The sequence below is a fragment of the Bradyrhizobium sp. MI1.10 genome, from assembly GCF_055811035.1.
The window spans coordinates 105,453-127,675 of the sequence record NZ_JBVVPN010000013.1 but is presented as its reverse complement, the minus strand read 5'-3'; the positions used below and the strand labels follow the sequence as shown (position 1 = coordinate 127,675).

The window sequence follows — 22,223 nt, the reverse complement described above, 5'->3', positions numbered from 1 at the left end:
GGTCATTCGTAACAGTCGATCGCGTTGATTTCCTATTCCAGGAGGTTTTTGCAATGGCTCCACGTCTGGCTCTTCTTTCGCTCATCCTCGCCTTTGGCGTGTCGGTCGCGTTCGCCACCGTGACGACAGTGCGGCAGGTGCATCACGAAAATGCATCGGCCCCGGTGCACTCAGCGCACAGTTAGCAGTCCGATCTCGCGGGCCGGAACCTTCGACGCTCCGGCGCGTAAGCGCTTCGAGACAGCAAAGAGGCGAGAGCTATCATGGCCCATTCCGACCAAGGCATCATCAGAGATCAGCGCGGTGAACAGCAGCCGCGGGACAAGCAGCGCGCGCAGACCGTGCACAAGTCGGAGCCAAAGGGCTCGCCCTCTCGTGAGGCTACGCGCGATCCCAAACTGAACGACAACAGCAAGACGCCCGGCTCCGGCATGGCGCCGGATGATTCCGGCGACGCCCCGAGCGGCTAATTCCATCAGGAACGAATTCGCACGCAAAGAGTCGAGGGATTGCTTCCGGCTGTCATGCCCCGGTGATCCGGAAGCAATCTCCAAGGACGGCCCTGGCACCCCGTGCCGGGGCCGTTTGCTTGAGCATCAGGCTGGACTAATCCTCGGCGTCGCGCTGCGGATGCGGTTGCGTATGGCCGTCCGGGCCGCGCCCGAAAACCCCGAACCTGCTCGATTTGACATTAGGCCCTGCATCGACAGCGGCGGTGGCCAGGCCGAGCTTGAGGAGCTCGCGCACAGCCGCGGCTCGCGTCGGCATGCGATGTTTGAACCGGAAGTCGTCGACCGCGGCCAGTTCTTCCGGTGACAGCATGACCTGGAGCCGCTCGGCGCGAAGGTCGTTCATGATCAATCACCCAAAATGAGCAAGTTGAGTAGTTTACTCAACGAACTCATTCCACCGCGGTTCCACAAGATGCGGCTATGGCGCCAAGTTAGCCAAAAATACAACAAAATCAATAAGTTATATGATGCAAGGGCCCTTTGGCAGGTGTATGCTCCCGGCAAATGGGAGAGACCTCATGACGAGCGAAGTCACATTGCCCCGCAAACATGTCGACGAGAGCGCGGCACCCAAGCCGGTGCGCCCCAGCCATCAGAAGGTCATCGAGCAGGTCGAGCGCTGGGCCAACAGTCCGGGCCTTCAACCGCCGAGATTGCAGCCGTCAACGCATGCCAAAGCGGGCTAGCGCTTCGCAAGGGGAGAGCCCTTTGACGATGGCGAATGGGCTGATCGGTGCGATTTGCGGGAGACGATGCGAAGCTTGCGCCTGAGCCACCAGGCCAAGACCGAAACGATGGTCCAGACTATCAACGCGGCAGCGAAAGCGCCCGGAGCGCTCGCGGCCACGGTGAAATGAAAGACGGCGGCGAATGCCAGGAGACCGATGCTTCCCCAGGCGGCGCCAGCCGCGTCGAGCGCGGCGGCCTCTTGCCCGCGGCGCGTGCCGATGAGGCCGGCCTTCTCCTTGGTGCGGCGTTCATGGCTTTCGACCAGCGTGGCGCTCGCGCAGAAGATGGCGGGAAGCGCAAGGAAAAGTCCGCCGACGGACACACCGAAGCGCGCTCCCAGAACCCCCGTGAGCACGGTCGCCAGGCCACCGAGCAGGAAACGAATGCCGTATTCGTACCAGCGTGTCTGCTTGAGCGCGGAGAGCGACAGCTTGACCGGCATCAGGCCGTACCTCCGAAGCCGGCGAGCAGGCCGAAGGCGACCGCAAGCCACACGATAACAGCGAGGACGGTCGCGGGCAGCGCGGACACACGGTATCTGATCAGCAGATGGCAGACGACGACGCTGTAGCAGCCGAGCGCGACCGCGCCATAGATCATCGTCCAGCTTTCGGCCGCGGCATATCGCGGGCCGTGCTGGACGACGGCGATGCCGAGCGTCGCCAGTGCGACCGACGGTGCCGCGCCGAGCAACCCCGCAAAGCTTTTGGGTTTGAGCATATCGCCCAAGATCGCAAAGGCGGAGACGATGATGCCACCGGCGATGAAGCGCACGAGATATTCGGTCACGGCTTTTCCCGCCGATTGACTTGCTTGCGGAACGATTGCGTCAGTGTCCATGGCCGCAAGAGTCTCTCTACGGCCGCGCCAAGCGCAAAGCCTGCGACCACGTCGCTTGCCCAGTGCGCGAGCACCGCGATCCGTGTCAGCGACAGCGCGATCGCAACCGTGCGCAGCAATCGGCGCGGCGTCTTCGGCAGCAAGCCCGCCGCCGAGGCAAGAGCGCCCATATGGACCGCGTGACCGGACGGGAACGCGTCGCGCGCTCGTCCTGAGACGGGTACTCCATGCCCGTGCCCGCGTATGGTCAGCCGGTCTGGCCTGGTCTGATCGAACACGGATTTCAGGATATGCGGCAGGGCGGCCGTCGCGAGCGACACGGCCAGGACGTGGTTTGCCACGGGCCGCTGTTGCGGCTGCCGAATATGAGTATAGAGCCACCCTATTGCGGCCAGCGCGAGCAGCACGTGCTCGTCAGCGGCCCAGGTCAATGTCTGCGCCGTGTGCTCGACGCCTGAATTGGTGTGATCAGCGATCGTATCCGCGATCGCGGTGTCGATCCGGCTGGGTTTGACCTCTACCAATGCCATCGGTCTGCAAGCGTGATGTCCTTTGTGACAGTTTTGTAAAGCCCGAAGACAAAGAAGGTTCCTGGGCCCTACCTTGCGGCATCAGCCTGGGGCCGGACCAAAGCGCCGTTTACGGCTGTCCCGATCCACCAGCGGACCCATACACCTGGCCGGTCGCATAGCTCGCGTCGGCTGCGGCAAGCTGCACGTAAATGGAGGCCAGTTCGGCGGGCTGGCCGGGACGGCCGAGCGGCGTCATGCCGCCGAATTTTTCGAGCTTCTCCATCGTGGCGCCGCCGGAGACCTGGAGTGGCGTCCAGATCGGTCCCGGGGCGACGCCATTGACGCGAATGCCCTTCGGACCCAACTGCTTTGCCAGCGACTTGACGTAGTTCATCGTCGCCGCCTTGGTCTGCGCGTAGTCATAGAGATCGGGCGAGGGATCGTAAGCCTGCTCCGATGTCGTGCCAATGATGCACGAGCCGGGCTTTAAATGCGGCAGCGCCGCCTTGATGATCCAGAACGGCGCGTAGATGTTGGTCTTCATGGTCGCGTCGAAGTCTTCCGAGGAGACGTCGAGAATGGACGCACGTGTCTGCTGCCGCGCCGCGTTGCAGACGACGATGTCGAGTCCGCCGAGATCTTGGACGGCCTGCTCGACCAGCTTCTTGCAGAAAGCCTCATCCTTAAGGTCGCCGGGAATCGCGAGACCGATACGCCCTTCCTTCTTGATCAGCGCGATGACGTCCTGCGCATCCGGTTCTTCCGCCGGTAGATAGTTGATGGCGACGTCGGCGCCTTCGCGTGCATAGGCGATCGCAGCGGCGCGGCCCATACCGGAATCGCCGCCGGTGATCAGCGCTTTGCGGCCGGCGAGCCGGCCGGAGCCCTTGTAGCTGGTCTCGCCGTGATCCGGGGGCGGCTCCATCTTGCCGGCGAGGCCCGGCCAGGGCTGCGATTGCTTCTTGAACGGCGGCTTTGGAAAGCGGGTGACGGGATCGACCAGGTTCTGCTCGGCCATTTTCTGCTCGGCCATGGACGTGTCTCCTTTCGCTGTCGAAGAGGCCAGCGAAGCAGCAGCGATGGTTGCGCTCGCCGCTTGGACGACGTGCCGGCGGGATACTGAAGCCTTGTCGTGATGTGTCATGACGATCTCCGCGATCTCGCGATCTCAATGCGCGGAGAGAGGCATCGTTGCAAAACGAGAGGACGCCGACCCGCAAGCCGGCGTCCTCGGAAGATGTTTACTTGGTCTGGCCGACGCTTGGCGCCTTGCCGAGCTCCTTGGCCATGTCGAGATGGTGCTTGAGCGCCGGCAGCGTCTTGCCGGCCCAATCCTTCAGGTCGGAATTGTCGCCGCCCTTGGCGTAACGCTCGAACAGCGAGACCGCGTCCTCGTGGGCGCTGACCTGGTACGAATTGTAATCCGAGCTGAAGTCCCTGCCATTCGCGCTCTTGAGCTTGTCGAGCTTGCTCTGATGCGAGCTGTCGAGCGCTGTCGGAAGGGTCGCCTGCACCTTGCCGCCGGTGACGAGGCCCTTCAGTTCGCTGCTGGTCTTGGTGTGGTCGGTCACCATCTGCTGCGCAAAGGTCTTCTCCTGTGCGTTGCCCTTCTGCTCGGCAAGTTTGCTCGATTCGATCTCGAACATGTCGCTGATGGCGACTTCCTTGACGAAGTCGGCGGTGGCAGGCGCGACGCCGAGCGCCGAGTTGACGCCGGTTTTCTCGCCCAGCGACTGGGCGAGCGCGGGGCCTGCGAGCAGCACGCAAGCAGCTGCGATAATCATTCGTTTCATGGTCCGATCCCTCCGAATGGGCGCGCAGCCTCTCGCCGCGCGGCATTGCGCCCACCAACACGCTGCAGCGGCCGGAGTTCCTAACGGCTAATCCGTCGGTCTCCGCCCGCTGCGTGGGTTGATGGGATCCGTCGGCTTGCGCCGAAGCCGTTCGGGCAGGAACGGCTCGGTCGGCGTGGCAGTGGCCTCGGCACGCACGTCTGCATGGCGTTGTGCCCGTTCATGCGGCGTCCGGTTGTCGTTGATCTGCCGCTTCACGTCGAGGCCATCCACGGGATCGTTGACGCCGTGCTGGATATCGCGGAAATCGCTCATGCTTCACCTCATTCACTTCCAGGCAGGATTTTTTCCAACACCTGCCGCGCCGCGCCCTTGATCACTCCGCTCTCGTTGGGATCGCCCTTCATCAGCGCAAGAGAGAAGTTCTTGGCCTGCTGCAAGGTGATGTGCGGCGGCAGCGGCGGCACTTCGGGGTCGGTCTTCACCTCCAGCACCACCGGCATCTGGCTCGCGAGCGCCTGGTCCCAAGCCGAGCCTAGTAGCTGCGGGCTGTCGACGTAGATGCCGGAGAGGCCGATCAGCTCGGCAAAGCGCGAATAGGACACGTTCGGGATGCGCTGCGATGCCTCGAATTTCGGATCGCCGTTGATGACGCGCTGCTCCCAGGTCACCTGGTTGAGGTCTTCGTTGTTGAAGACGCAGACGATGAAGCGCGGATCCTTCCACTCGCGCCAATACTTCGCGGCGGTGATCAGTTCGGCCATGTTGTTCATTTGCATCGCGCCGTCGCCGACAAGGGCAATCACCGGGCGGTCGGAATGCGCGTATTTCGCGGCGAGCGCATAGGGCACCGCGGCACCCATCGAGGCGAGGCCGCCTGAGAGCGAGGCCGTCATGCCGCGGCGCATCTTCAGGTCGCGCGCGAACCAGTTGGCGCAGGAGCCGGAATCGCTGGTGACGATGGCGCGGTCGGGCAGGCGCGGAGACAGCTCCCAGGCGACGAGTTGCGGATTGACCGGTGCCGCGGGCTGATGGGCCCGATCATCCAGCGTCTTCCACCATTTCGCGACGTCGTCTTCGATGCCCTGGCGCCAGGCGCCATCGCTCTTGGGTTTCAGTCGCGGCAGCAGGGCGCGCAGCGTCTCGGCGGCGTCGCCGACCAGGCCGACCTCCATGGGAAAGCGGATCGACATCATGCTGGCGTCGATGTCGATCTGCACGCCGCACGCCGCGCCTTCCTTCGGCAGGAATTCGGCATAGGGGAACCCCGAGCCGACCATCAGCAGCGTGTCGCATTCCATCATCATGTTGTAGCTGGGTTCGGTGCCGAGCAGGCCGATCGAGCCGGTGACCCAGGGGAGATCGTCGGGGAGCGCCGCCTTGCCGAGCAGCGCTTTGGCGCAGCCGGCGGACAAGCGGTCGGCGACCGCGATCACCTCTTCGGTGGCGTGGAGCGCGCCGGCGCCGATGAGCATCGCGACCTTCTTGCCGGCGTTGAGCACCTCGGCGGCGCGGTCGAGGTCAGCGTCACGAGGCTTGATGCCTGGCGCGCTATAGCCGACGCCAGAGTGCAGGGTGCCGTGAGCGCGCGGCGGATCCTCGTACGGCTCCTCCTGGATATCGTTGGGCAGGATGATCACCGTTGGCGTGCGCCGGGCCAACGCGATTCGGATCGACCGATCGATCAGATGCCGGATTTGCGCCGGCGAGGAGGCCTGCATGACGTAGGCGCCAGCCACATCCTTGAACATCGAGACGAGATCGAGTTCCTGCTGATAGTGTCCGCCCAGCGCATTGCGTGCCTGCTGACCGACGATCGCGAGCACGGGCTGGTGATCCAGCAGGGCATCGTAGAGCCCGGTGATCAGATGCGAGGCGCCGGGGCCCGAAGTGGCGATACACACCCCCAGTTGGCCAGAGAACTTCGCATAGGCGCTCGCCATGAAAGCGGCCATCTCCTCATGCCGCGCCTGGACAAAGCCGATCTTGCCCTCAGCACGCTGAAGCGCACCGAATACGCCGTTGATGCCATCGCCGGGATAGCCAAAGAGGTGGCGCACGCCCCATTGATGCAGACGTTGAACGATGAAGTCTGAGACGGTCTGGGACATCGAGGGCGCCCTTCGTTTTCCGGTATTTGGTTTCCGGGATTTGAAGCTGAGAGAACCGCCCGTTTCCGGCGATGTTCCTCAAGTCTGACGGAACATGCCGGAACGATCGCGCACCTCTTTGGGTTGTCTCCAGACTGGCTGAGTGGAGAATTGAGATGTTGAATCAGGGTGAACTGGACCAAAACGAGATGGGTCGGTTGATCGGCAGCGACAAGGTCGAGGGAACATCGGTCTACGGCGCCGATCGCAACAAAATCGGCTCGATCGAACGCGTGATGATCGACAAGATCAGCGGCAAGGTGTCCTACGCCGTGCTCGGCTTCGGCGGATTTCTGGGCCTCGGCAACGACCATTATCCGCTGCCCTGGCAGTCGCTGAAATACGACACGGAGCTCGGCGGTTACGTCACGGGCATCACCACCAAGGAACTGGAAGGCGCGCCGAAATATGGCGAGCGGAGTGATTGGAACTGGGGGGATGACGCCGCGGTTCGCGGCATCAACTCCTATTATGGCGTCCCCTTCGCGTAAGGTTTCCACCGAAAGGAAGCTCGATGAGCAAGGAACGGCCTAACGACGATCCCCGGCAGCAGAGCGACTGGGGTTCGCACAAGCAGACGGACAAGCCCTGGAAAGGCACTCCGGAAAAAGAGCAGGGATCGGACGAGGTGAAGCCCGATCTCGAGAAATGGCACGCGACGAAGACACACTGAGACAAGGTGCCGTTCCCATGAGTCATCGAGGCGAGCGCGGCATCCAGTGTGCCGCGCTCGCTTTTGGGCAGGGCGTTCACGAACGCGATGGTGCTCGCAACAAGGGGAACCATGATCAGGAGTTGCAGTTGGGCTCGCGTCGCGTGAGCCGGCTTTGGCGGCTCTGCCGCCAGTTTAATCCCGAGAAAGGTGTTTACCGTGGATGCTCAGACACGGGAGCGTGGACCGTCCGCGGAGCAGCCGCAGAGGGCGAAGGAAGCTCCGAAGACATCTCCTGATCAGGCCCACGACGCCAAGGATTCGAAGCCGGCGAAGGCGCCGTCGCTGCAAGATCGGCTTCGCGAGCATTGGCTGGTGGCAAGCGTTGGCGCCATCGTCTTGCTCGCAGCTCTGATCGGCGGATTGCTCTATTGGCTCCAGATACGCCACTATGAATCCACCGACGATGCCTTCGTCGCCGCGCGCAGCTTTTCCGTGGCCTCCAAGGTCGGCGGCTACGTGACCGACATCCCGGTGACGGACAACCAGCATGTCAACGCCGGGGACCTTCTCGCCAAGATCGACGAGCGCGACTATCGGATCGCCATCGATCAGGCCAATGCGCAAGTCGCGGTCGCCAAGGCGAACATCGCCAATGTCCAGGCGCAGATCGTTTCGCAGCAGGAGCAGATCAAGCAGGCGGAGGCGCAGCTCGAACAGGCCCAGGCCCAGCTTCAGTTCTCGCAGGAAGAATTCGCGCGCGCCCAGGATCTGGTCGAGAAGGGCGCCGGCACCGTGCAGCGCCAGCAGCAGACCCGCTCCGATCTTCAGGCGCAGCAGGCCAACACCGAGCGCGCGAAGACCGCGGTGACGGCCGCGCAAGTCGGCATCAAGACGCTGCAAGCGCAGCTTGAGGGCGCCCGGGCGCAGCTCGAGCAGTCGCAGGCGCAGGTCGATCAGGCCAAGCTGAACCTGCAATATACCAGCGTCGTTGCGGCGCAGTCCGGCCGCGTCGTCAAGCTCAGCGGCGCCAAGGGCACTTTCGTCACAGCGGGACAGAGCCTGATGATGTTCGTGCCTGACGAGGTCTGGATCGTCGCCAACTACAAGGAGACGCAGCTCAACGACATGCGGCCGGGCCAGCCGGTCGAGATCCGCATCGACGCCTATCCCGGGCGCAAGCTGACCGGCCATGTCGAGTCGGTGCAGCCGGGCTCCGGCACTGCGTTCAGCCTGTTGCCCGCGGAGAACGCCACCGGAAATTACGTCAAGGTGGTGCAGCGCGTGCCTGTGAAGATCGTGGTCGACAGCTGGCCGGCCGATTTGCCCGTCGGTCCCGGCATGTCGGTCGTGCCCTGGACCAGGGTGCGATGACCGACACGGCGCAAGGCGGCGCGTCCGCGGGCGGCTGGTCGCCGGAGCGCTCGGCGGCCGGCGGTCATAATCCTTATCTCATTGCGTTCGTCGTCTCGATCGCGACCTTCATGGAGGTGCTCGACACCACCATTGCCAATGTCGCCTTGCGCCACATCGCCGGTGGGCTTGCCGTCGGCATCGACGAGAGCACCTACGTCATCACCAGCTATCTCGTCGCCAACGCCATCGTGCTGTCGATCTCGGGCTGGCTGTCGACCGTGATCGGCCGCAAGCGCTTCTACATGATCTGCGTTGCGGTTTTCACAATCTCCTCGCTCTTGTGCGGCTTTGCCTGGAATTTGCAGGCGCTGGTGCTGTTTCGAATCCTTCAGGGCCTTGGCGGCGGCGGCATGGCGACCAGCGAGCAGGCGATCCTCGCCGACTCCTTCCCGCCGCACAAGCGCGGCCAGGCTTTCGCAATCTATGGCGTCGCCGTCGTGGTCGCGCCCGTGGTCGGTCCGACGCTCGGCGGCTGGATCACCGACACCTACACCTGGCACTGGGTGTTCCTGATCAACGTCCCCATGGGATTGCTGTCGCTGTTCCTGGTCGGCACGCTGGTCAAGGAGCCCTCGGGGGCGGAGGAGGAGAGGGAGAAGCTGCTGAGCAAGGGCCTGCGCGTCGACTATGTCGGCTTCCTGCTAGTCGCGATCGGGCTCGGCTCGCTCGAATACGTGCTCGACGAAGGCCAGCGCAACGACTGGTTCGGCTCGAACATGATCGTGTTCTTCGCGGTGCTTTCGGCCGTGTCACTGCTTGCGCTGATCCCGTGGGAGCTGACGCGCGAGGATCCCATCGTCGATCTCCGCCTGCTCGGCCGCCGCCAGTTCGCCGCCTGCTTCCTGGTCATGCTTGCGACCGGCGCGGTGCTGATCTCGACGACGCAGCTTTTGCCGCAACTGCTCCAGAGCGATTTGAACTACACCGCCATGCTGGCGGGTCTTGCGTTGTCACCGGGCGGAATCGCGACCCTGGTGCTGATGCCGGTGGTGGGCCGTCTCGTCAGCAGCGTGCAGCCGAAATACCTCATCATGCTCGGCGCCACCATCGTCGCGTTCTCGATGTGGCATCTCACGGGCCTCACCGGCGACATCACCTACGGCTACGCCGCGATGTCGCGCATCTTCCTGGCGCTCGGTCTGCCTTTCCTGTTCCTGCCGGTCACGACCGCGTCCTATGACGGCGTGCCGCCGGACAAGACCAACCAGGCCTCGGCGCTGATCAACGTCGCCCGCAATATCGGCGGCTCCATGGGCGTTGCGCTGGCGCAGACAATCCTGGCGCAGCGCCAGCAATTCCATCAGAGCCGTCTGATCGAGCACGCCGCGCCGTCGGACCTCGGCTACCAGCAAGCTATCGAGACGATGACCCGCTTCTTCCAGGCTCAGGGCTCGAATGCGAGCGATGCGGCTGCGCAGGCGGTCGCCTGGGTCGGCCGCACCTTGCAGCAGCAGGTCGATTTGCTCGCTTATATCGACGTGTTCTGGACGCTCGCGGTCATCGCGGTGCTGATGATCCCGACCGCCGCGGTGCTGCGCCCGATCAACCTGGGCGCCCCCGCGCGGGGGCATTGAGGCAACAGCCGCTCGGCTCGAAATGGAGAGAGAAAGGGTGACCGCGGCGCAAATGTCCGGCTAGACTGGTCCGAACGTCAAGCAAATGCCCGGGAGGTAATTTAAGTGAAGACCGCGATCACCGAACTGTTCGGCATCGAGCACCCCATCATCCAGGGCGGCATGCATTTCGTCGGCTTTGCCGAGCTGGCGGCTGCCGTCTCCAATGCCGGCGGGCTCGGCATCATCACCGGTCTCACGCAGAAGACGCCGGAGCTGCTGGCAAAAGAGATCGCGCGTTGCCGCGACATGACCGACAAGCCGTTCGGCGTGAACCTCACTTTCCTGCCGACCTTCGCCGCGCCGCCTTATCCGGAATACATCGCGGCCATCGTCGAAGGCGGCATCAAGTCCGTGGAGACCGCCGGCCGCAGCCCGGAAGCCTACATGCCCGCGCTGAAGGCCGCCGGGATCAAGGTCATCCACAAATGCACGTCGGTGCGCCACTCGCTGAAGGCCGAGCGCATCGGATGCGACGCCGTCAGCGTCGACGGCTTTGAGTGCGGCGGCCATCCCGGCGAGGACGACATTCCCAACATGATCCTGTTGCCGCGCGCGGCGGAGGAATTGAAGATTCCGTTCGTCGCGTCCGGCGGCATGGCCGACGGCCGCAGCCTCGTCGCGGCGCTGTCGCTGGGGGCGGCCGGCATGAACATGGGCACGCGCTTCATCGCCACCAAGGAAGCGCCGGTGCATCAGAACGTCAAGAACGCGCTGGTCGCCGCGACCGAACTCGACACCCGCCTGATCATGCGGAGCCTGCGCAACACCGAGCGCGTGCTGAAGAACGCCAATGTCGACCGCCTGCTCGAGATCGAACGCGAGAAGGGCGACAAGCTGAAGATCGACGACATCCACGACCAGGTCGCGGGCGTTTATCCCAGGATCATGTTGGACGGGCAGATGGACGCGGGCGCGTGGAGCTGCGGCATGGTCGCAGGCCTCATCCACGACATCCCCACTTGCAAGGAACTCGTCGACAGGATCATGGCTGAGGCGGAAACCATCATCCGTACCCGTCTAATGGGGTTTCTTGAAGAGACGGGTGCACCGCGAAAGGTCGCCTGACACCGCCAAACTTCTTAACCACGGCGGCAGTTGACCGCTGGAATTGCGCGCGACGCCTCCTAAATAGAGGTAAATTACCTCTTAACAATCGATTTCAGGAGGCGTCCGTGATTATGAAGAGCGCTCCTTTTGCAATGGCCGTTGTCCTCGTGCTCGCATGGGCCGGCGTCGCGCGCGCTGACGACTACAAGCCCGACGAATATCTCGGCCTCGATCTTTCGAAGGCGGTGTTGTCGCCGAAGCGGCTGGGGCCCGAAACCCAGTTCGCGCCGGTCGCGCTGGAGGCGCGCGGCGGCAACGAGGCGCAGGCGCGCGCCGAGCCGGTCGACGTGCCGAAGAGGGTCGCCGCCGAACGCGTGCGCGTGTCGGAGCCGAAGGTTGCGCACGCCAAGCCCGCGCACCCGCGCGGCGCGGCGCGCACCAAGCTCGCGCATCGTCACGGCAATCCGCTCGACGCGCAGGCGATGGACACCCGCATCCAGACCTGGCCGTGCCGCAGCGGCGGCATCTGCAACTGGAAGCATTAGGTCAGTTCCGAGCGTCATCCGCACGTCGTAAAACCGTAGGCCCGCAGTCAAGAAACCGTAAGCCGGGGGTCAAACGACGCAGGCACCTTCCGTCGCTAGTCGACGAAGGTTTCCTGAATGGTAGCGCTCCGCGCCTCGCGCGCCTGGACCCGGCGGCAATTCCTGGTCCGTTCCACCTCGAGCCTCACCGTTGCCGCGCTCGCAACGCCACATCTCAGCCGCGCCGCTGATCGTCCGCAGCTCGCAGGCGGCATCCAGTCCGGCGACGTCTCGGATGGCTCCGCGGTGATCTGGGCGCGCGCCGACCGGCCGGCGCGGATGCGGGTGGACTATTCGACCGTGGAGAGCTTCAAGACGATCATTGCGTCGGCTTCGCGCGATGCGTCGCCCGATGCCGACTTTACCTCGAAAGTGCTGCTGAACGATCTGCCGCCCGGGCAGGACATCTTCTATCGTGTGCGCTTCGACGACATCGCGACCGGCATCGCCGGCGAAAGCCGCGTCGGCCACTTCCGCACTGCGCCGGCTGCCGGCCGGTCGATCTCGTTCCTGTGGTCCGGCGACACCGCGGGGCAGGGCTGGGGCATCGACACATCGCGCGGCGGCTATCGCAGCTATCGCACCATGCTCGACAATCGCCCGGACTTCTTCATCCACTCCGGCGATCACATTTACGCCGACTGCACGATCCCCTCCGAGCAGAAGCTGCCGAACGGCGAGATATGGCGCAACGTCGTGACCGAGGAGAAATCCGAGGTCGCGCACACGCTGGCGCAGTTCCGCGGCAATTACAAATACAACCATCTCGACGAGCACTTCCGCGCCTTCCATGCCGAAGTGCCGATGTTTGCACAATGGGATGACCACGAGGTCACCAACGATTGGTCGCCGACCGGTAGCTATGACGCCGCCGGCCATGAGGATGACGGCACCCCGCGCCTGGTCGCGCGCGCCCGCCGCGCCTTCTTCGACTTCATGCCGATCCGCGACATCGGCGCGCGAAAGGGGCGGGTCTATCGCAAGATCGCCTATGGTCCGCTGCTCGACGTCTTCATGATCGACATGCGCAGCTATCGCGACGAGAGCTGGAACAAGGGTGATGATCACCGCGGCTGGATCCTGGGCGCCGAACAGCTTGCCTGGCTGAAGCGTGAGCTCGCGGCCTCGCGCGCGACCTGGAAGGTGATCGCGGCCGATCTGCCGATCGGCCTGGTCAGTCTCGATGCGGTTGCACTGGGGAATGGACCGCCCGACCGGCGTGAGCACGAGATCGCCGATCTTCTCGCGTCCATCAAGCGCGCCGGAATTCGCAACATCGTCTGGCTCACCGCCGACATGCATTACACCGCCGCGCATTACTACGATCCGAACAGGGCGCAATTCCAGGAGTTCGAACCGTTCTGGGAGTTCGTCTCGGGACCCTTGCATGCCGGCACCTGGAGCCCGGGCGAGCTCGACGATACCTTTGGTCCGGCCGCGATGTATCAGAACGGGTGCAGCGAGGCGCAGGGCGAAAACCTCGCGCCCTGTTTCGGACTGCAGTTCTTCGGCAAGGTCGACATCGATGGCCGGACCGGTGTCATGACCGTAACGCTGAAGGACGTCGACAACCGCGACCTCTGGTCGGTCGATATCGTGCCGCAGCCGCAGGCGCGTCCAGCCGTGGTGGCGCAGCATTCGTAAGTCGCTAACCCGATCTTGATTGGCCGCCGTGCGCCTGCGGCGCTATGCTGTCCATTCCCGCCACCTCTTTTCCATCCCCGAAGAGTCTGCTCACGCAGCATCGCTGCTGGCCTCCGGCGGGCTGAACGATGTCAGGAGCCTTTTTCATGGACAATCTCAAGACACAGGGCATCAGCATGCCCAAGCTCGGCCTCGGGACCTTCCGCATGCAGGGCGATGCCTGCCGCGCGGCGGTCGAGAGCGCGCTGTCGATCGGCTATCGCCATATCGATACCGCCGAAATGTACGCCAACGAGGAAGCCATCGGTGAGGCGCTTGCCGCAGCTAGCGTGCCGCGCAGCGAACTGCACGTCACGACGAAAGTCTGGCACGAGAATTTGGCGCCGGACGCGATCCGCCGCGCCTTCGACGCCAGTCTGAAAAAGCTCAGGCTCGACCACGTCGACCTCTACCTCGTGCACTGGCCGTCCAAGGCGGCGGACTGGGGCGCGGTGTTCGAGACCTTGATGACGCTGAAGCAGGAGGGGCGCACGCGGGCGATCGGCGTCGCCAATTTCACCACGGCGCTGCTCAAGATCGCGGTCGAGGACATCAAGGCGCCGATCGCGTGCAATCAGATCGAATACCACGCCATGCTCGATCAATCGAAGGTGCTGGCCTATCTCAACACCAAGTCGATCCCGCTGGTCGCCTATTGCCCGCTGGCGCAGGGACGCGTCGCGTCAGATGAGGTGCTGGCCGAGATCGGAGCCAAGCACAATGCAACCGCTGCGCAGGTCGCGCTGAAATGGCTGCTCGACCAGGACGGTATCGCCGCGATACCGAAGGCGTCGCGGCGAGAGAGCCAGCAGGCCAATCTGGACGCGCTGAAGATCACGCTCGACGATGCCGACCGCAACAAGATCGCCGCGCTGCCGAAGGACAGACGCTGCGTCAATCCCGGTTTCGCACCGGCGTGGGACTGAGAGTCGTCGCTGAGCGCACCGTCTCTCTCCGCGTGCACATTTGTCAGTTTGAATTCGCCGAGGAATACCCCTCATCCGGCGCTTCGCGCCACCTTCTCCCACAAGGGGAGAAGGAAGAAAGAACGAAGAAATGGCCCCGTGAGGGGCCATTTCCATATTGCGTTGCGCATTAGTCCCAATGGTGACGGTGGCCACGCTTGATCACGACGACGCGGTCGCGATTGTGCCAGCCGCGATGCCAACCGTGATCGCGATGCATGCCGTATTCGGCGCGGGCGCCATACATGCCGTGATGATGACCTCCGCGCTTGATCACCACCGTCTCCGCGCTGGCGAGCGTCGGCAGTGCAACCGCGAGCGCGCCGACAGCGGCAAGCACATAACCAAACTTCTTCATGATGTCCTCCTCCAATGGAATGCAAATCTAAACGGCGCATTCGCGGGAACGTTCCGGAGGAATCGCAGGAGAATTCTGAACGCCTGTTCAGGTGGGTTAATCGCAGCGCTGTTGTGCAGGCGTTGGCGCGCCGGTCGCGACGTATTTGCCGTCCCTGATCGTGTACTCGCCGCGCTCGCTGCGATTGTAGACCGCGCGCAAGCTGCCTTGCTTCGAAAGGAGCAGGCCAAACTCGCGCGTCTGCTGCAGCAAGGGGAAGTACACCATCACATTGAGCAGGCCGTCGGCGTTGACCATCGCCGATACCACTTCGTTTTCGTCTTTGGCCTCGCCGAAATTGCGCCGGTACATCACCCTTCCGTCCTTCCGGATCTCGTAAATCAAGAGCGCGCCCTTGTCGCGGTCGGGCCGGGCCGCGCAGTCGACCGCCCATGAGCCGAGCAGGCCCCATTGCTCGACGGTCGTCGCAAGCGATTCGGCACCGGCCGCGGGCGTGAACGCAACCCACAGCACTGCTGCCGCAATCCAGCGGCTCAAACAACTCGTCATGTCCTGATGAGCCCCACCTCCGAATAATTCCGAAGTGTAGCATCCCACGCGCGATCGTCCACGCTGACCGCCATTCGCGCGCGAACTTGATCCGCGTCAATGAGGCCGGCCGCTTCCGGAGTAGGATGGCGTTCCCGAAGGCGAAATTGGATAGACCGATGCTGAATCAAGTCAGGGATTTCGCAGGCGAGGTGCTGCCGGGGAGCTGTGCCGTGCCGCCTTATTCCGAGACCGCGTTTCTGGCCGAGCTGGGCGACCGCTTGAAGTCCTCACGCATGCGCTGCGTCCTATCGCGCCGGGAGCTGGCCCGCCGCTCCGGGATTTCCGAGCGCTACATCGCTCAGATCGAGGCCGGCAAGGGCAACGTCTCGATCGTGCTGCTGCTGCGGCTGGCCTCCGCGATCCACGGCAGCCAGCCCCAGATCGTCTGAAGGCTCAGGCCCGCTTCTCCACATTGGCGCTGCGGGCCGGCACGCCGAACTCCTTGCGGCAGATCTCGGCCAGCACGGCGACGCCCTCGCGGATCTGCTGATGCGAGGGGCTCGCAAAGCACAGCCGCAGTCGCGATCTGGAGTGGTTTTTGTCAGTCGACCATTCCGGCCCCGGATTGATCGATACGCCGGCGGCAAGCGCGGCCTGATACAGCTTCAGCGTATCGACCTGATCGGGCAGCTTCACCCAAAGGAAGATGCCGCCCTTCGGCTCCTCGAATTCGGCGGCCGTCCCGAACTGCTCGTTGACGGCCTCCATCAGCGTGTCGAGCTTGGTGCGCAGTGCCTTCGTCAGCGCCGGCACGTGGGTCGAGAAATGCGGCTTGCAATAGGCGGCGAGCACCATCTGCTCCAGTGCGCCGGAGCCGGCGTCCGTCTTCAGCGCCAGCATCCGCGACATCACATCCCAGGGCGCGACGATGAAGCCGACGCGCAGCGCGGGCGCGATCGACTTCGAGAACGAGCCGATATGGATCACGCCGCCGTTCCGGCTCATCGCATGGATCGCCGGCGGCCGCTGTCCTGACCAGACCAGATCGGCATAGCAATCGTCTTCGAAGATGGGCACGCCGTAGTCTGCCGACAGCCGCAACAGCTCCGTGCGGCGGCCCTCCGGCATGATGCTGCCGGTCGGGTTCTGCACGGTCGGAATGGTGTAGATGTACTTCGGCCGGATGCCGCGGCCCTTGAGGTCGGCAAGCATCGTGGCCAGCACGTCCATGCGCATGCCGTCCTTGTCGAGGGGGATGCCAACCACATTGACCCCGAGCCGCGCCAAACGGGTCAGCGAGCCCTGATAGCTATCCTGCTCGAAGATCACGGTATCGCCGCGCGTCAGCAGCGTGGCGTTGACGAGGTCGAGCGCCTGCAGCGAGCCGGAGACGATCAGGAGATCGTCGACCGTGCAGTTGATGCCGGCATCGCGCTTGAGTTTCGTCACCAGGAATTCGCGCAAGGGCAGATAGCCCTGGGGACCATGGGCCAGCCCGTAAGTGGCGAGCGAGCGGCCTTCGCGTTGCAGAGCCATGTTGGCCGCCTCGATCAGATGATCGAGCGGCAGCTGCTCGGAATCGTTGTTGCCGCCGACAAAACTGTATTTGGCGAGACCCGTCCAGCGCGCAGAGGGGGCCGGCAGCCCTGCGGGAAACAGGGGCGCAAAATCGAAGCTGGACGTCATGGGAGCGTTCCTCGTTGTTTTCTTGTTGAGCCAGCCGGCGTTGCGCCGGCCATGCCTATTTCTTTTGCCAGCGTCCGGTGGGACAGACGGCCTTATTTCTTGCCGACCGTCCGGGTCGGACGGCCCTGGCTGATGAAAGCGTAATGCGCATTGGCGACGCCGCCAACCATCAAGGCCTCGACGGCAGGCTCGGCGATCTCGCTTGTTGCGGCCCAATCGACGAGGAAATTGGCTCCCGTCCCGCCGCGTACGTCGTCGGTCGGAATGAAGATCGAGACGGTGGCGAGGGGCTTCAACGCGACGGGTGCCTTCAGATAGCTCTCGACCTGCTTGCCTGAGGTATCGAAATAGCCGATGCGTTTGACCACCAGTGCTTGCGTCTCGGAGGCGTTGTGCACGCTCAGGGTCACGGAGAAGTCGACGCGCAGCTTGCCCTGGCTCATCGCGACGCTGGAATAGGCGGGCACGTAGAACCCGCCGGAGACGGCGAGTTCTTCCTTCGGCAGCGCGGTGAGGGAATCGGCAAAGCTTTGTTCGATATTGACCTTGGATTGAGCGTCTGCGGGGATGGAGGAGGCGAGGGGGCATAGCAGCATTGCAATGGCGAGCCCCATCCGCATGTGACGAATTGCTCGCTTGCCGCGCCGCACTCGATCACTAGGGTGCGGCAAAACGGACCAATCTGGCATGCACGAGCTCATTCGCGACATCACTCTCTGTATCCTGTTTGCCTGGATGCTGGGCTTGCTTGCCCACTTCTCCAGGCAGCCGCTGATCCTGGCCTATCTTATCGCCGGCTTCTGCATTGGTCCATTTGGCGCCGGCTGGGTCAAGTCGCAGGAATCGATCAGCGTCATCTCCGAGCTCGGCCTGATCTTCATGCTGTTCATGATCGGCCTGGAGATCGACCTGAAGAAGATCGTGCGGGCCGGAAAGGTCATCCTGTTCGCGGCGGGCGGCCAGCTCCTCGGCGGCTGTCTGCTCGGGGTGCTGTTCTTCGTCGGCATCGGCCTGTCGCTCGGCGGCGGGCAGTTCGATGCTGTTTACCTCTGCGTCGCCTGCGCGCTGTCGAGCACCGTCATCATCGTCAAGGTGCTCTACGAGAAGCGCGAGCTCGACACGCTGCCGGGCCGCATCACCCTCGGCCTGCTGGTGCTCCAGGACATCTTCGCCATCCTGTTCCTGGCGGTGCAGCCGAGCCTTGCCAATCTGGAAATCAGCGTCATCCTGCTCTCGATCGGCCGGGTCGCGGTGCTGGTCGCCGCCGCCCTGCTGGTGAGCCGCTACGTGCTGCCGCGTCTGTTTCACCAGATCGCCCGCCGCCCCGAGCTGATCCTGCTCGGCGCGCTCGCCTGGTGCTTCCTGGTCGCCGAGACAGCCGAGCGGCTGTCGCTGTCCCGCGAGATGGGCGCCCTGATCGCCGGCGTCTCGCTCTCGACCTTTCCCTACGCGCTCGACGTCACGGCTAAGGTCACGACGCTACGCGATTTCTTCATCACGCTGTTCTTCGTCGCGCTCGGCATGACCATTCCCGTGCCCGGGCTCTCCGTGATCGGGCTTGCCCTGATGATCGCGGCGTTCACGGTGGTGAGCCGCCTCGTCACCACTTTCGCCCCGCTCTATCTGATGAAGCAGGGCCTGCGCGCTAGCCTGTTGCCGGCCCTGAATCTCGCGCAGATCTCCGAGTTCTCGCTGGTGGTGATCCAGACCGGCGTCGCCGACCACCACATCGCAGCCCAGACGGCGAATGCGGCCTCCTTCGCCTTCGTGGTGCTGGCCGTGCTCTCGACCTTCGTGATGACCCGCAGCGACGAGATCACCCGCTGGGCGATCGGCCCCCTCAAGCGGATCGGCCTGCGCGATCTCGACCACGGCAACGGCCATGGCGAGGAAGGGCACGAAGGCCATGGCGAGGCGCGCCGCATCGTCATCCTCGGCTTTTTCCGTGCGGCGAGCGCGCTGCTGGCCGAGATCGAACGGCAGGCCCCGGTGCTGCTCGAGCAGATCACCGTGATCGACTTCAACCCCAATGTGTACCAGACGCTGCTTTCGCGCGGCCTGCACGTGATCTATGGCGATATCAGCAGCGCCGACACGCTGCTCCATGCTGGCGTCGGCAAGTCCGAGATGATCATCCTCAGCGTACCGGATGCGCTTCTGAAGGGTGCCAGCAACGAGAAGCTGGTCCGCCACGTTCGCACCCTCAACCCGACCGCCATGATCGTTGCCACGGCCGATCTGTTGTCGGATGTAGGCGAACTCTACGCGGCCGGCGCCAGCTATGTCACCGTGACCCGGCTCAGCGACGCTCATGAGTTGTTCACCGTGATCGAGGCCGCCCAAGCCGGCCTGTTGGCCGACAAGCGTGCCGAGCTCGATCAGCGGCTCGGCGAGCGGCGCGAAGTGCTGCCCTGACCGCGCCCGGCCGGCTTCTCACTGGGCTTTTCCGCGCCCATATCCCTGGTATGCCCGTGCAAGCCGCCCGCCGGGCAGGGCTGCGGTCCGGCATATGTGGTTGCGCCGGGGACACTAGCGCCCCGGGCCAAGTCCGGCTAAGCCTCCGGGCCATAACCGATAGAGATTGGGAAATGCCGGATAACGTCCAGGAAGTCTTGCAGGCCTTTGCCCGGGGTGAGCTCGTGGTCGTCACCGACGACGATGACCGCGAGGGTGAGGGCGATCTGATCGTCGCCGCCTCGTTCTGCACCGCGGAGAAGATGGCGTTCATCATCCGCCACACCTCCGGCATCGTTTGCGCGCCGATCACCACCGAAGATGCGCGCCGCCTGCGGCTCGATCCGATGGTGGCCCACAACGATTCCGCGCACACCACCGCATTCACGGTTTCGATCGACTACAAGCCCGACGGCGGCACCGGCATCTCGGCCGAGGAGCGCGCCTCGTGCTGCCGCGCGCTGTCCAATCCCAACGCCGGCGCCAACGATTTCGCCCGTCCCGGCCATATCTTCCCGCTGATCGCCAAGGATGGCGGCGTGCTGCTGCGCTCCGGCCATACCGAGGCCGCGGTCGATCTGTGCAAGCTCTCCGGCCTGCCGCCGGTCGGCGTCATCAGCGAGTTGATGAACGACGACGGCAGCGTGATGAAGGGCGAGCAGGTCGCCCGCTTCGCCGCCCAGCACAAGCTCAAGCACGTCACCATCGCCGACATGATCGCCTACCGCCAGGTTCGCGAGAAGCTGATCGAGCGGGTCTCGACCTTCGTCACCGAGAGCCCGATCGGGCCGCTGCAGGGCTATGCCTACCGCTCGCCGTTCGATTCCATCGCCCACGTCGCCTTCGTCTACAACGGCGTCGGCGACGGCAAGAACGTCCTGACACGCTTCCACAAGCCGAACATCGTCAAGGACATCTTCACCGGCCACAAGCGCATGGCGGCGGTGCTCGAGCACTTCAAGAAATCCGGCCGTGGCGTTCTGGTCTATCTGCGCGACGGTGCGGCCGGTGTCCCCGTGGCGCCGCTGCCCGATGAGAGCGCGACCGAGGCCGACCGCAACCGCCAGTGGCGTGAAGTCGGCGTCGGTGCGCAGATCCTGCGCGATCTCGGCGTCACCTCGATCCGGCATCTCACCTCCTCGGTGCACGACTACAAGGGCCTTTCGGGCTTCGGCATCGAGATCGTCGCCAACGAGCAGCTCGAAAGCTAGCGCTGTCATCTCAGGGTGCGCGAAGCGCATCCCCCGGGGGGCGCGAAGCGCATCCCCCGAGGTGAGCCTCGCTCGTCCCCGGGATTCACGCAGACCCGATCATCTGCAACGCAATTGCACTTGTTGCCGCGGCGCTTTACGTTGTCGGGCAAATTTTGACGGAACCAGACGAAAGGACGTTTCATGACCGCGCGCCCTCAGGCCAAGGACAAGCCGGCTTCGGCTTCTTTCCAATGGGACGATCCGTTCCTGCTCGACGAGCAGCTCACCGAAGACGAGCGCATGGTGCGCGACACCGCGCGCGCCTACGCCCAGGACAAGCTGCTGCCGCGCGTTGCCAAGGCCTATCTCGAAGAGAAGACAGATCGCGAGATCTTCAACGAGATGGGCGAGCTCGGCCTGATCGGCATCACGTTGCCGGAGGAATATGGCTGCGCCAATGCAGGCTATGTCGCCTATGGTCTGGTCGCGCGCGAGATCGAGCGGGTCGATTCCGGCTACCGCTCGATGAACTCGGTACAGTCCTCGCTGGTGATGTATCCGATCTACGCCTATGGCGACGAGAACCAGCGCAAGAAGTACCTGCCGAAGCTCGCCAGCGGCGAGTGGGTCGGCTGCTTCGGGCTGACCGAGCCTGACGCCGGCTCCGATCCGGCCGGCATGAAAACCCGCGCCGAGAAAGTTTCGGACGGCTATCGCCTGACCGGCAGCAAGATGTGGATCTCGAACGCGCCGATCGCCGACGTGTTCGTGGTCTGGGCCAAGTCGGCCGCGCACGACAACCAGATCCGCGGCTTCGTGCTGGAGAAGGGCATGAAGGGCCTGTCGGCACCGAAGATCGGCGGCAAGCTGTCGCTTCGCGCCTCCATCACCGGCGAGGTCGTGATGGACGGCGTCGTGGTTCCGGAAGACGCGCTGCTGCCCAACGTCTCCGGCCTGAAGGGCCCGTTCGGCTGCCTCAACCGCGCCCGCTACGGCATTTCCTGGGGCGTGCTCGGCGCGGCCGAGGACTGCATGCACCGCGCCCGCCAGTACACGCTCGACCGCAAGCAGTTCGGCAAGCCGCTGGCTGCGACCCAGCTCGTGCAGAAGAAGCTCGCGGACATGCAGACCGAGATCGCGCTGGGCCTTCAGGGCTCGCTTCGCGTCGGCCGCCTGATGGACGAGGGCAAGTTCGCGCCCGAGATGATCTCGATCATGAAGCGCAACAATTGCGGCAAGGCCCTCGACATCGCCCGCGTCGCGCGCGACATGCACGGCGGCAACGGCATCTCGATCGAGTATCACGTGATGCGCCACGTCCATAACCTCGAGACCGTCAACACCTACGAGGGCACCCACGACGTCCACGCCCTGATCCTGGGCCGCGCGATCACGGGTATTCAGGCGTTTTTCTGAGCGCCATGTGTTCCATGGCAGTTGCCTTGCTCCGCTGTCATCGTCCGCCTTGTGCGCATTGCGCACTGGGGCGGACGATCCAGTAT

General features: G+C 64.0%; 26 protein-coding genes. 14 read left to right on the top strand and 12 right to left on the bottom strand.

The window, feature by feature from the left end:
- Window positions 1-263: 263 nt before the first annotated feature.
- Window positions 264-470 carry a hypothetical protein gene (locus tag AC0L3K_RS15875; protein ID WP_007594775.1) on the top strand — a complete coding sequence of 69 codons (207 nt, stop codon included), beginning with the start codon at window positions 264-266 and terminating at the stop codon, window positions 468-470.
- 136 nt (window positions 471-606) lie between these two features.
- Here AC0L3K_RS15875 and AC0L3K_RS15870 read toward each other — a convergent pair whose 3' ends face one another.
- The gene (locus AC0L3K_RS15870) at window positions 607-855 is read right to left on the bottom strand and encodes a hypothetical protein (RefSeq protein WP_007594773.1); all 249 of its coding nucleotides are present in this window, start codon (window positions 853-855) and stop codon (window positions 607-609) included.
- Window positions 856-1,030: 175 nt separating this feature from the next.
- Here AC0L3K_RS15870 and AC0L3K_RS15865 point away from each other — a divergent pair, with 175 nt between their 5' ends.
- The gene (locus AC0L3K_RS15865; protein WP_007594771.1) at window positions 1,031-1,198 is read left to right on the top strand and encodes a hypothetical protein; all 168 of its coding nucleotides are present in this window, start codon (window positions 1,031-1,033) and stop codon (window positions 1,196-1,198) included.
- Here AC0L3K_RS15865 and AC0L3K_RS15860 read toward each other — a convergent pair.
- From AC0L3K_RS15860 to AC0L3K_RS15830, 7 genes are all read right to left on the bottom strand, one after another.
- Window positions 1,195-1,683: a DUF3147 family protein gene (locus tag AC0L3K_RS15860; RefSeq protein ID WP_473254338.1), complete on the bottom strand. Its 489-nt coding sequence runs from the start codon at window positions 1,681-1,683 to the stop codon at window positions 1,195-1,197. The genes AC0L3K_RS15865 and AC0L3K_RS15860 overlap by 4 nt on opposite strands.
- Window positions 1,683-2,030, bottom strand: coding sequence for a DUF3147 family protein (locus AC0L3K_RS15855; RefSeq protein WP_354127334.1), 348 nt, complete (start codon window positions 2,028-2,030; stop codon window positions 1,683-1,685). Before AC0L3K_RS15855 ends, AC0L3K_RS15860 begins: the two co-directional genes overlap by 1 nt.
- A complete protein-coding gene (locus tag AC0L3K_RS15850) occupies window positions 2,027-2,611 on the bottom strand; it encodes a phosphatase PAP2 family protein (RefSeq protein ID WP_007594765.1) in 585 nt (194 codons plus the stop codon). Before AC0L3K_RS15850 ends, AC0L3K_RS15855 begins: the two co-directional genes overlap by 4 nt.
- 109 nt (window positions 2,612-2,720) lie before the next feature.
- Window positions 2,721-3,611, bottom strand: a complete 891-nt coding sequence (locus tag AC0L3K_RS15845) for an SDR family oxidoreductase (RefSeq protein WP_473254364.1) — start codon at window positions 3,609-3,611, stop codon at window positions 2,721-2,723.
- 223 nt (window positions 3,612-3,834) lie between these two features.
- Window positions 3,835-4,386 (bottom strand): DUF4142 domain-containing protein, encoded by a 552-nt coding sequence (locus AC0L3K_RS15840; protein ID WP_007594761.1) that lies wholly within the window; start codon window positions 4,384-4,386, stop codon window positions 3,835-3,837.
- Window positions 4,387-4,473: 87 nt separating this feature from the next.
- The gene (locus tag AC0L3K_RS15835; RefSeq protein ID WP_007594757.1) at window positions 4,474-4,701 is read right to left on the bottom strand and encodes a hypothetical protein; all 228 of its coding nucleotides are present in this window, start codon (window positions 4,699-4,701) and stop codon (window positions 4,474-4,476) included.
- An 8-nt stretch (window positions 4,702-4,709) separates the two neighbouring features.
- Window positions 4,710-6,497: a thiamine pyrophosphate-requiring protein gene (locus AC0L3K_RS15830; RefSeq protein WP_473254337.1), complete on the bottom strand. Its 1,788-nt coding sequence runs from the start codon at window positions 6,495-6,497 to the stop codon at window positions 4,710-4,712.
- Between the two features lie 155 nt (window positions 6,498-6,652).
- On the opposite strand from AC0L3K_RS15830, the gene AC0L3K_RS15825 reads away from it, so the two are divergent.
- The 8 genes from AC0L3K_RS15825 to AC0L3K_RS15790 all read left to right on the top strand — a co-directional run bounded on the left by AC0L3K_RS15825 (window position 6,653) and on the right by AC0L3K_RS15790 (window position 14,460).
- Entirely contained in the window at window positions 6,653-7,027 is a 375-nt protein-coding gene (locus AC0L3K_RS15825) for a PRC-barrel domain-containing protein (protein ID WP_007594753.1), read from the top strand.
- A gap of 23 nt (window positions 7,028-7,050) precedes the next feature.
- Entirely contained in the window at window positions 7,051-7,209 is a 159-nt protein-coding gene (locus AC0L3K_RS15820; protein WP_007594751.1) for a hypothetical protein, read from the top strand.
- Between the two features lie 198 nt (window positions 7,210-7,407).
- Window positions 7,408-8,562 carry an HlyD family secretion protein gene (locus tag AC0L3K_RS15815; protein ID WP_219678615.1) on the top strand — a complete coding sequence of 385 codons (1,155 nt, stop codon included), beginning with the start codon at window positions 7,408-7,410 and terminating at the stop codon, window positions 8,560-8,562.
- On the top strand, window positions 8,559-10,178 hold the full coding sequence (locus AC0L3K_RS15810; RefSeq protein ID WP_473366319.1) for a DHA2 family efflux MFS transporter permease subunit: 1,620 nt from the start codon (window positions 8,559-8,561) through the stop codon (window positions 10,176-10,178). The genes AC0L3K_RS15815 and AC0L3K_RS15810 overlap by 4 nt, the downstream gene beginning before the upstream one ends.
- 105 nt (window positions 10,179-10,283) lie before the next feature.
- The gene (locus AC0L3K_RS15805) at window positions 10,284-11,285 is read left to right on the top strand and encodes an NAD(P)H-dependent flavin oxidoreductase (RefSeq protein ID WP_027568692.1); all 1,002 of its coding nucleotides are present in this window, start codon (window positions 10,284-10,286) and stop codon (window positions 11,283-11,285) included.
- A gap of 113 nt (window positions 11,286-11,398) precedes the next feature.
- Complete coding sequence (locus AC0L3K_RS15800; RefSeq protein WP_473366318.1) at window positions 11,399-11,812, top strand: hypothetical protein; 414 nt, start codon at window positions 11,399-11,401, stop codon at window positions 11,810-11,812.
- Between the two features lie 117 nt (window positions 11,813-11,929).
- Window positions 11,930-13,495 (top strand): alkaline phosphatase D family protein, encoded by a 1,566-nt coding sequence (locus AC0L3K_RS15795; RefSeq protein WP_473366317.1) that lies wholly within the window; start codon window positions 11,930-11,932, stop codon window positions 13,493-13,495.
- Between the two features lie 146 nt (window positions 13,496-13,641).
- Window positions 13,642-14,460 carry an aldo/keto reductase gene (locus AC0L3K_RS15790; protein ID WP_473366316.1) on the top strand — a complete coding sequence of 273 codons (819 nt, stop codon included), beginning with the start codon at window positions 13,642-13,644 and terminating at the stop codon, window positions 14,458-14,460.
- Window positions 14,461-14,629: 169 nt separating this feature from the next.
- Here the strand turns inward: AC0L3K_RS15790 and AC0L3K_RS15785 are convergent, their stop codons facing one another.
- Window positions 14,630-14,857: a hypothetical protein gene (locus AC0L3K_RS15785; protein WP_007594737.1), complete on the bottom strand. Its 228-nt coding sequence runs from the start codon at window positions 14,855-14,857 to the stop codon at window positions 14,630-14,632.
- 96 nt (window positions 14,858-14,953) lie between these two features.
- Window positions 14,954-15,406 carry a hypothetical protein gene (locus AC0L3K_RS15780; RefSeq protein ID WP_473366315.1) on the bottom strand — a complete coding sequence of 151 codons (453 nt, stop codon included), beginning with the start codon at window positions 15,404-15,406 and terminating at the stop codon, window positions 14,954-14,956.
- 158 nt (window positions 15,407-15,564) lie between these two features.
- Between AC0L3K_RS15780 and AC0L3K_RS15775 the strand changes: the two genes are divergently transcribed.
- Complete coding sequence (locus AC0L3K_RS15775; protein ID WP_219678604.1) at window positions 15,565-15,837, top strand: helix-turn-helix domain-containing protein; 273 nt, start codon at window positions 15,565-15,567, stop codon at window positions 15,835-15,837.
- 4 nt (window positions 15,838-15,841) lie between these two features.
- On the opposite strand, the gene AC0L3K_RS15770 is transcribed toward AC0L3K_RS15775, so the two are convergent.
- Window positions 15,842-17,074, bottom strand: a complete 1,233-nt coding sequence (locus AC0L3K_RS15770; protein ID WP_354127324.1) for an aminotransferase-like domain-containing protein — start codon at window positions 17,072-17,074, stop codon at window positions 15,842-15,844.
- A 92-nt stretch (window positions 17,075-17,166) separates the two neighbouring features.
- Window positions 17,167-17,694 (bottom strand): DUF3124 domain-containing protein, encoded by a 528-nt coding sequence (locus AC0L3K_RS15765; protein WP_354201593.1) that lies wholly within the window; start codon window positions 17,692-17,694, stop codon window positions 17,167-17,169.
- 67 nt (window positions 17,695-17,761) lie between these two features.
- Here AC0L3K_RS15765 and AC0L3K_RS15760 point away from each other — a divergent pair, with 67 nt between their 5' ends.
- The 3 genes from AC0L3K_RS15760 to AC0L3K_RS15750 all read left to right on the top strand — a co-directional run bounded on the left by AC0L3K_RS15760 (window position 17,762) and on the right by AC0L3K_RS15750 (window position 22,137).
- Entirely contained in the window at window positions 17,762-19,489 is a 1,728-nt protein-coding gene (locus AC0L3K_RS15760; RefSeq protein WP_473366314.1) for a cation:proton antiporter domain-containing protein, read from the top strand.
- Window positions 19,490-19,662: 173 nt separating this feature from the next.
- Complete coding sequence (ribB, locus tag AC0L3K_RS15755) at window positions 19,663-20,739, top strand: 3,4-dihydroxy-2-butanone-4-phosphate synthase (RefSeq protein ID WP_007594722.1); 1,077 nt, start codon at window positions 19,663-19,665, stop codon at window positions 20,737-20,739.
- A gap of 183 nt (window positions 20,740-20,922) precedes the next feature.
- Window positions 20,923-22,137, top strand: a complete 1,215-nt coding sequence (locus AC0L3K_RS15750; RefSeq protein ID WP_007594720.1) for an acyl-CoA dehydrogenase — start codon at window positions 20,923-20,925, stop codon at window positions 22,135-22,137.
- Window positions 22,138-22,223 lie beyond the last annotated feature (86 nt).

Bases quoted from the DNA above. Each gene is read 5' to 3' on its own strand.
- AC0L3K_RS15810 (WP_473366319.1), top strand. From the start codon at position 8,559: ATGACCGACACGGCGCAAGGCGGCGCGTCCGCGGGCGGCTGGTCGCCG.
- AC0L3K_RS15800 (WP_473366318.1), top strand. From the start codon at position 11,399: ATGAAGAGCGCTCCTTTTGCAATGGCCGTTGTCCTCGTGCTCGCATGG.
- ribB (WP_007594722.1), top strand. From the start codon at position 19,663: ATGCCGGATAACGTCCAGGAAGTCTTGCAGGCCTTTGCCCGGGGTGAG.
- AC0L3K_RS15870 (WP_007594773.1), bottom strand. From the start codon at position 855: ATGAACGACCTTCGCGCCGAGCGGCTCCAGGTCATGCTGTCACCGGAA.
- AC0L3K_RS15835 (WP_007594757.1), bottom strand. From the start codon at position 4,701: ATGAGCGATTTCCGCGATATCCAGCACGGCGTCAACGATCCCGTGGAT.
- AC0L3K_RS15790 (WP_473366316.1), top strand. From the start codon at position 13,642: ATGGACAATCTCAAGACACAGGGCATCAGCATGCCCAAGCTCGGCCTC.
- AC0L3K_RS15760 (WP_473366314.1), top strand. From the start codon at position 17,762: ATGCACGAGCTCATTCGCGACATCACTCTCTGTATCCTGTTTGCCTGG.
- AC0L3K_RS15770 (WP_354127324.1), bottom strand. From the start codon at position 17,074: ATGACGTCCAGCTTCGATTTTGCGCCCCTGTTTCCCGCAGGGCTGCCG.
- AC0L3K_RS15750 (WP_007594720.1), top strand. From the start codon at position 20,923: ATGACCGCGCGCCCTCAGGCCAAGGACAAGCCGGCTTCGGCTTCTTTC.
- AC0L3K_RS15825 (WP_007594753.1), top strand. From the start codon at position 6,653: ATGTTGAATCAGGGTGAACTGGACCAAAACGAGATGGGTCGGTTGATC.
- AC0L3K_RS15795 (WP_473366317.1), top strand. From the start codon at position 11,930: ATGGTAGCGCTCCGCGCCTCGCGCGCCTGGACCCGGCGGCAATTCCTG.
- AC0L3K_RS15850 (WP_007594765.1), bottom strand. From the start codon at position 2,611: ATGGCATTGGTAGAGGTCAAACCCAGCCGGATCGACACCGCGATCGCG.
- AC0L3K_RS15775 (WP_219678604.1), top strand. From the start codon at position 15,565: ATGCTGAATCAAGTCAGGGATTTCGCAGGCGAGGTGCTGCCGGGGAGC.
- AC0L3K_RS15820 (WP_007594751.1), top strand. From the start codon at position 7,051: ATGAGCAAGGAACGGCCTAACGACGATCCCCGGCAGCAGAGCGACTGG.
- AC0L3K_RS15780 (WP_473366315.1), bottom strand. From the start codon at position 15,406: ATGACGAGTTGTTTGAGCCGCTGGATTGCGGCAGCAGTGCTGTGGGTT.
- AC0L3K_RS15785 (WP_007594737.1), bottom strand. From the start codon at position 14,857: ATGAAGAAGTTTGGTTATGTGCTTGCCGCTGTCGGCGCGCTCGCGGTT.
- AC0L3K_RS15840 (WP_007594761.1), bottom strand. From the start codon at position 4,386: ATGAAACGAATGATTATCGCAGCTGCTTGCGTGCTGCTCGCAGGCCCC.
- AC0L3K_RS15865 (WP_007594771.1), top strand. From the start codon at position 1,031: ATGACGAGCGAAGTCACATTGCCCCGCAAACATGTCGACGAGAGCGCG.
- AC0L3K_RS15845 (WP_473254364.1), bottom strand. From the start codon at position 3,611: ATGGCCGAGCAGAACCTGGTCGATCCCGTCACCCGCTTTCCAAAGCCG.
- AC0L3K_RS15830 (WP_473254337.1), bottom strand. From the start codon at position 6,497: ATGTCCCAGACCGTCTCAGACTTCATCGTTCAACGTCTGCATCAATGG.
- AC0L3K_RS15875 (WP_007594775.1), top strand. From the start codon at position 264: ATGGCCCATTCCGACCAAGGCATCATCAGAGATCAGCGCGGTGAACAG.
- AC0L3K_RS15765 (WP_354201593.1), bottom strand. From the start codon at position 17,694: ATGCGGATGGGGCTCGCCATTGCAATGCTGCTATGCCCCCTCGCCTCC.
- AC0L3K_RS15860 (WP_473254338.1), bottom strand. From the start codon at position 1,683: ATGCCGGTCAAGCTGTCGCTCTCCGCGCTCAAGCAGACACGCTGGTAC.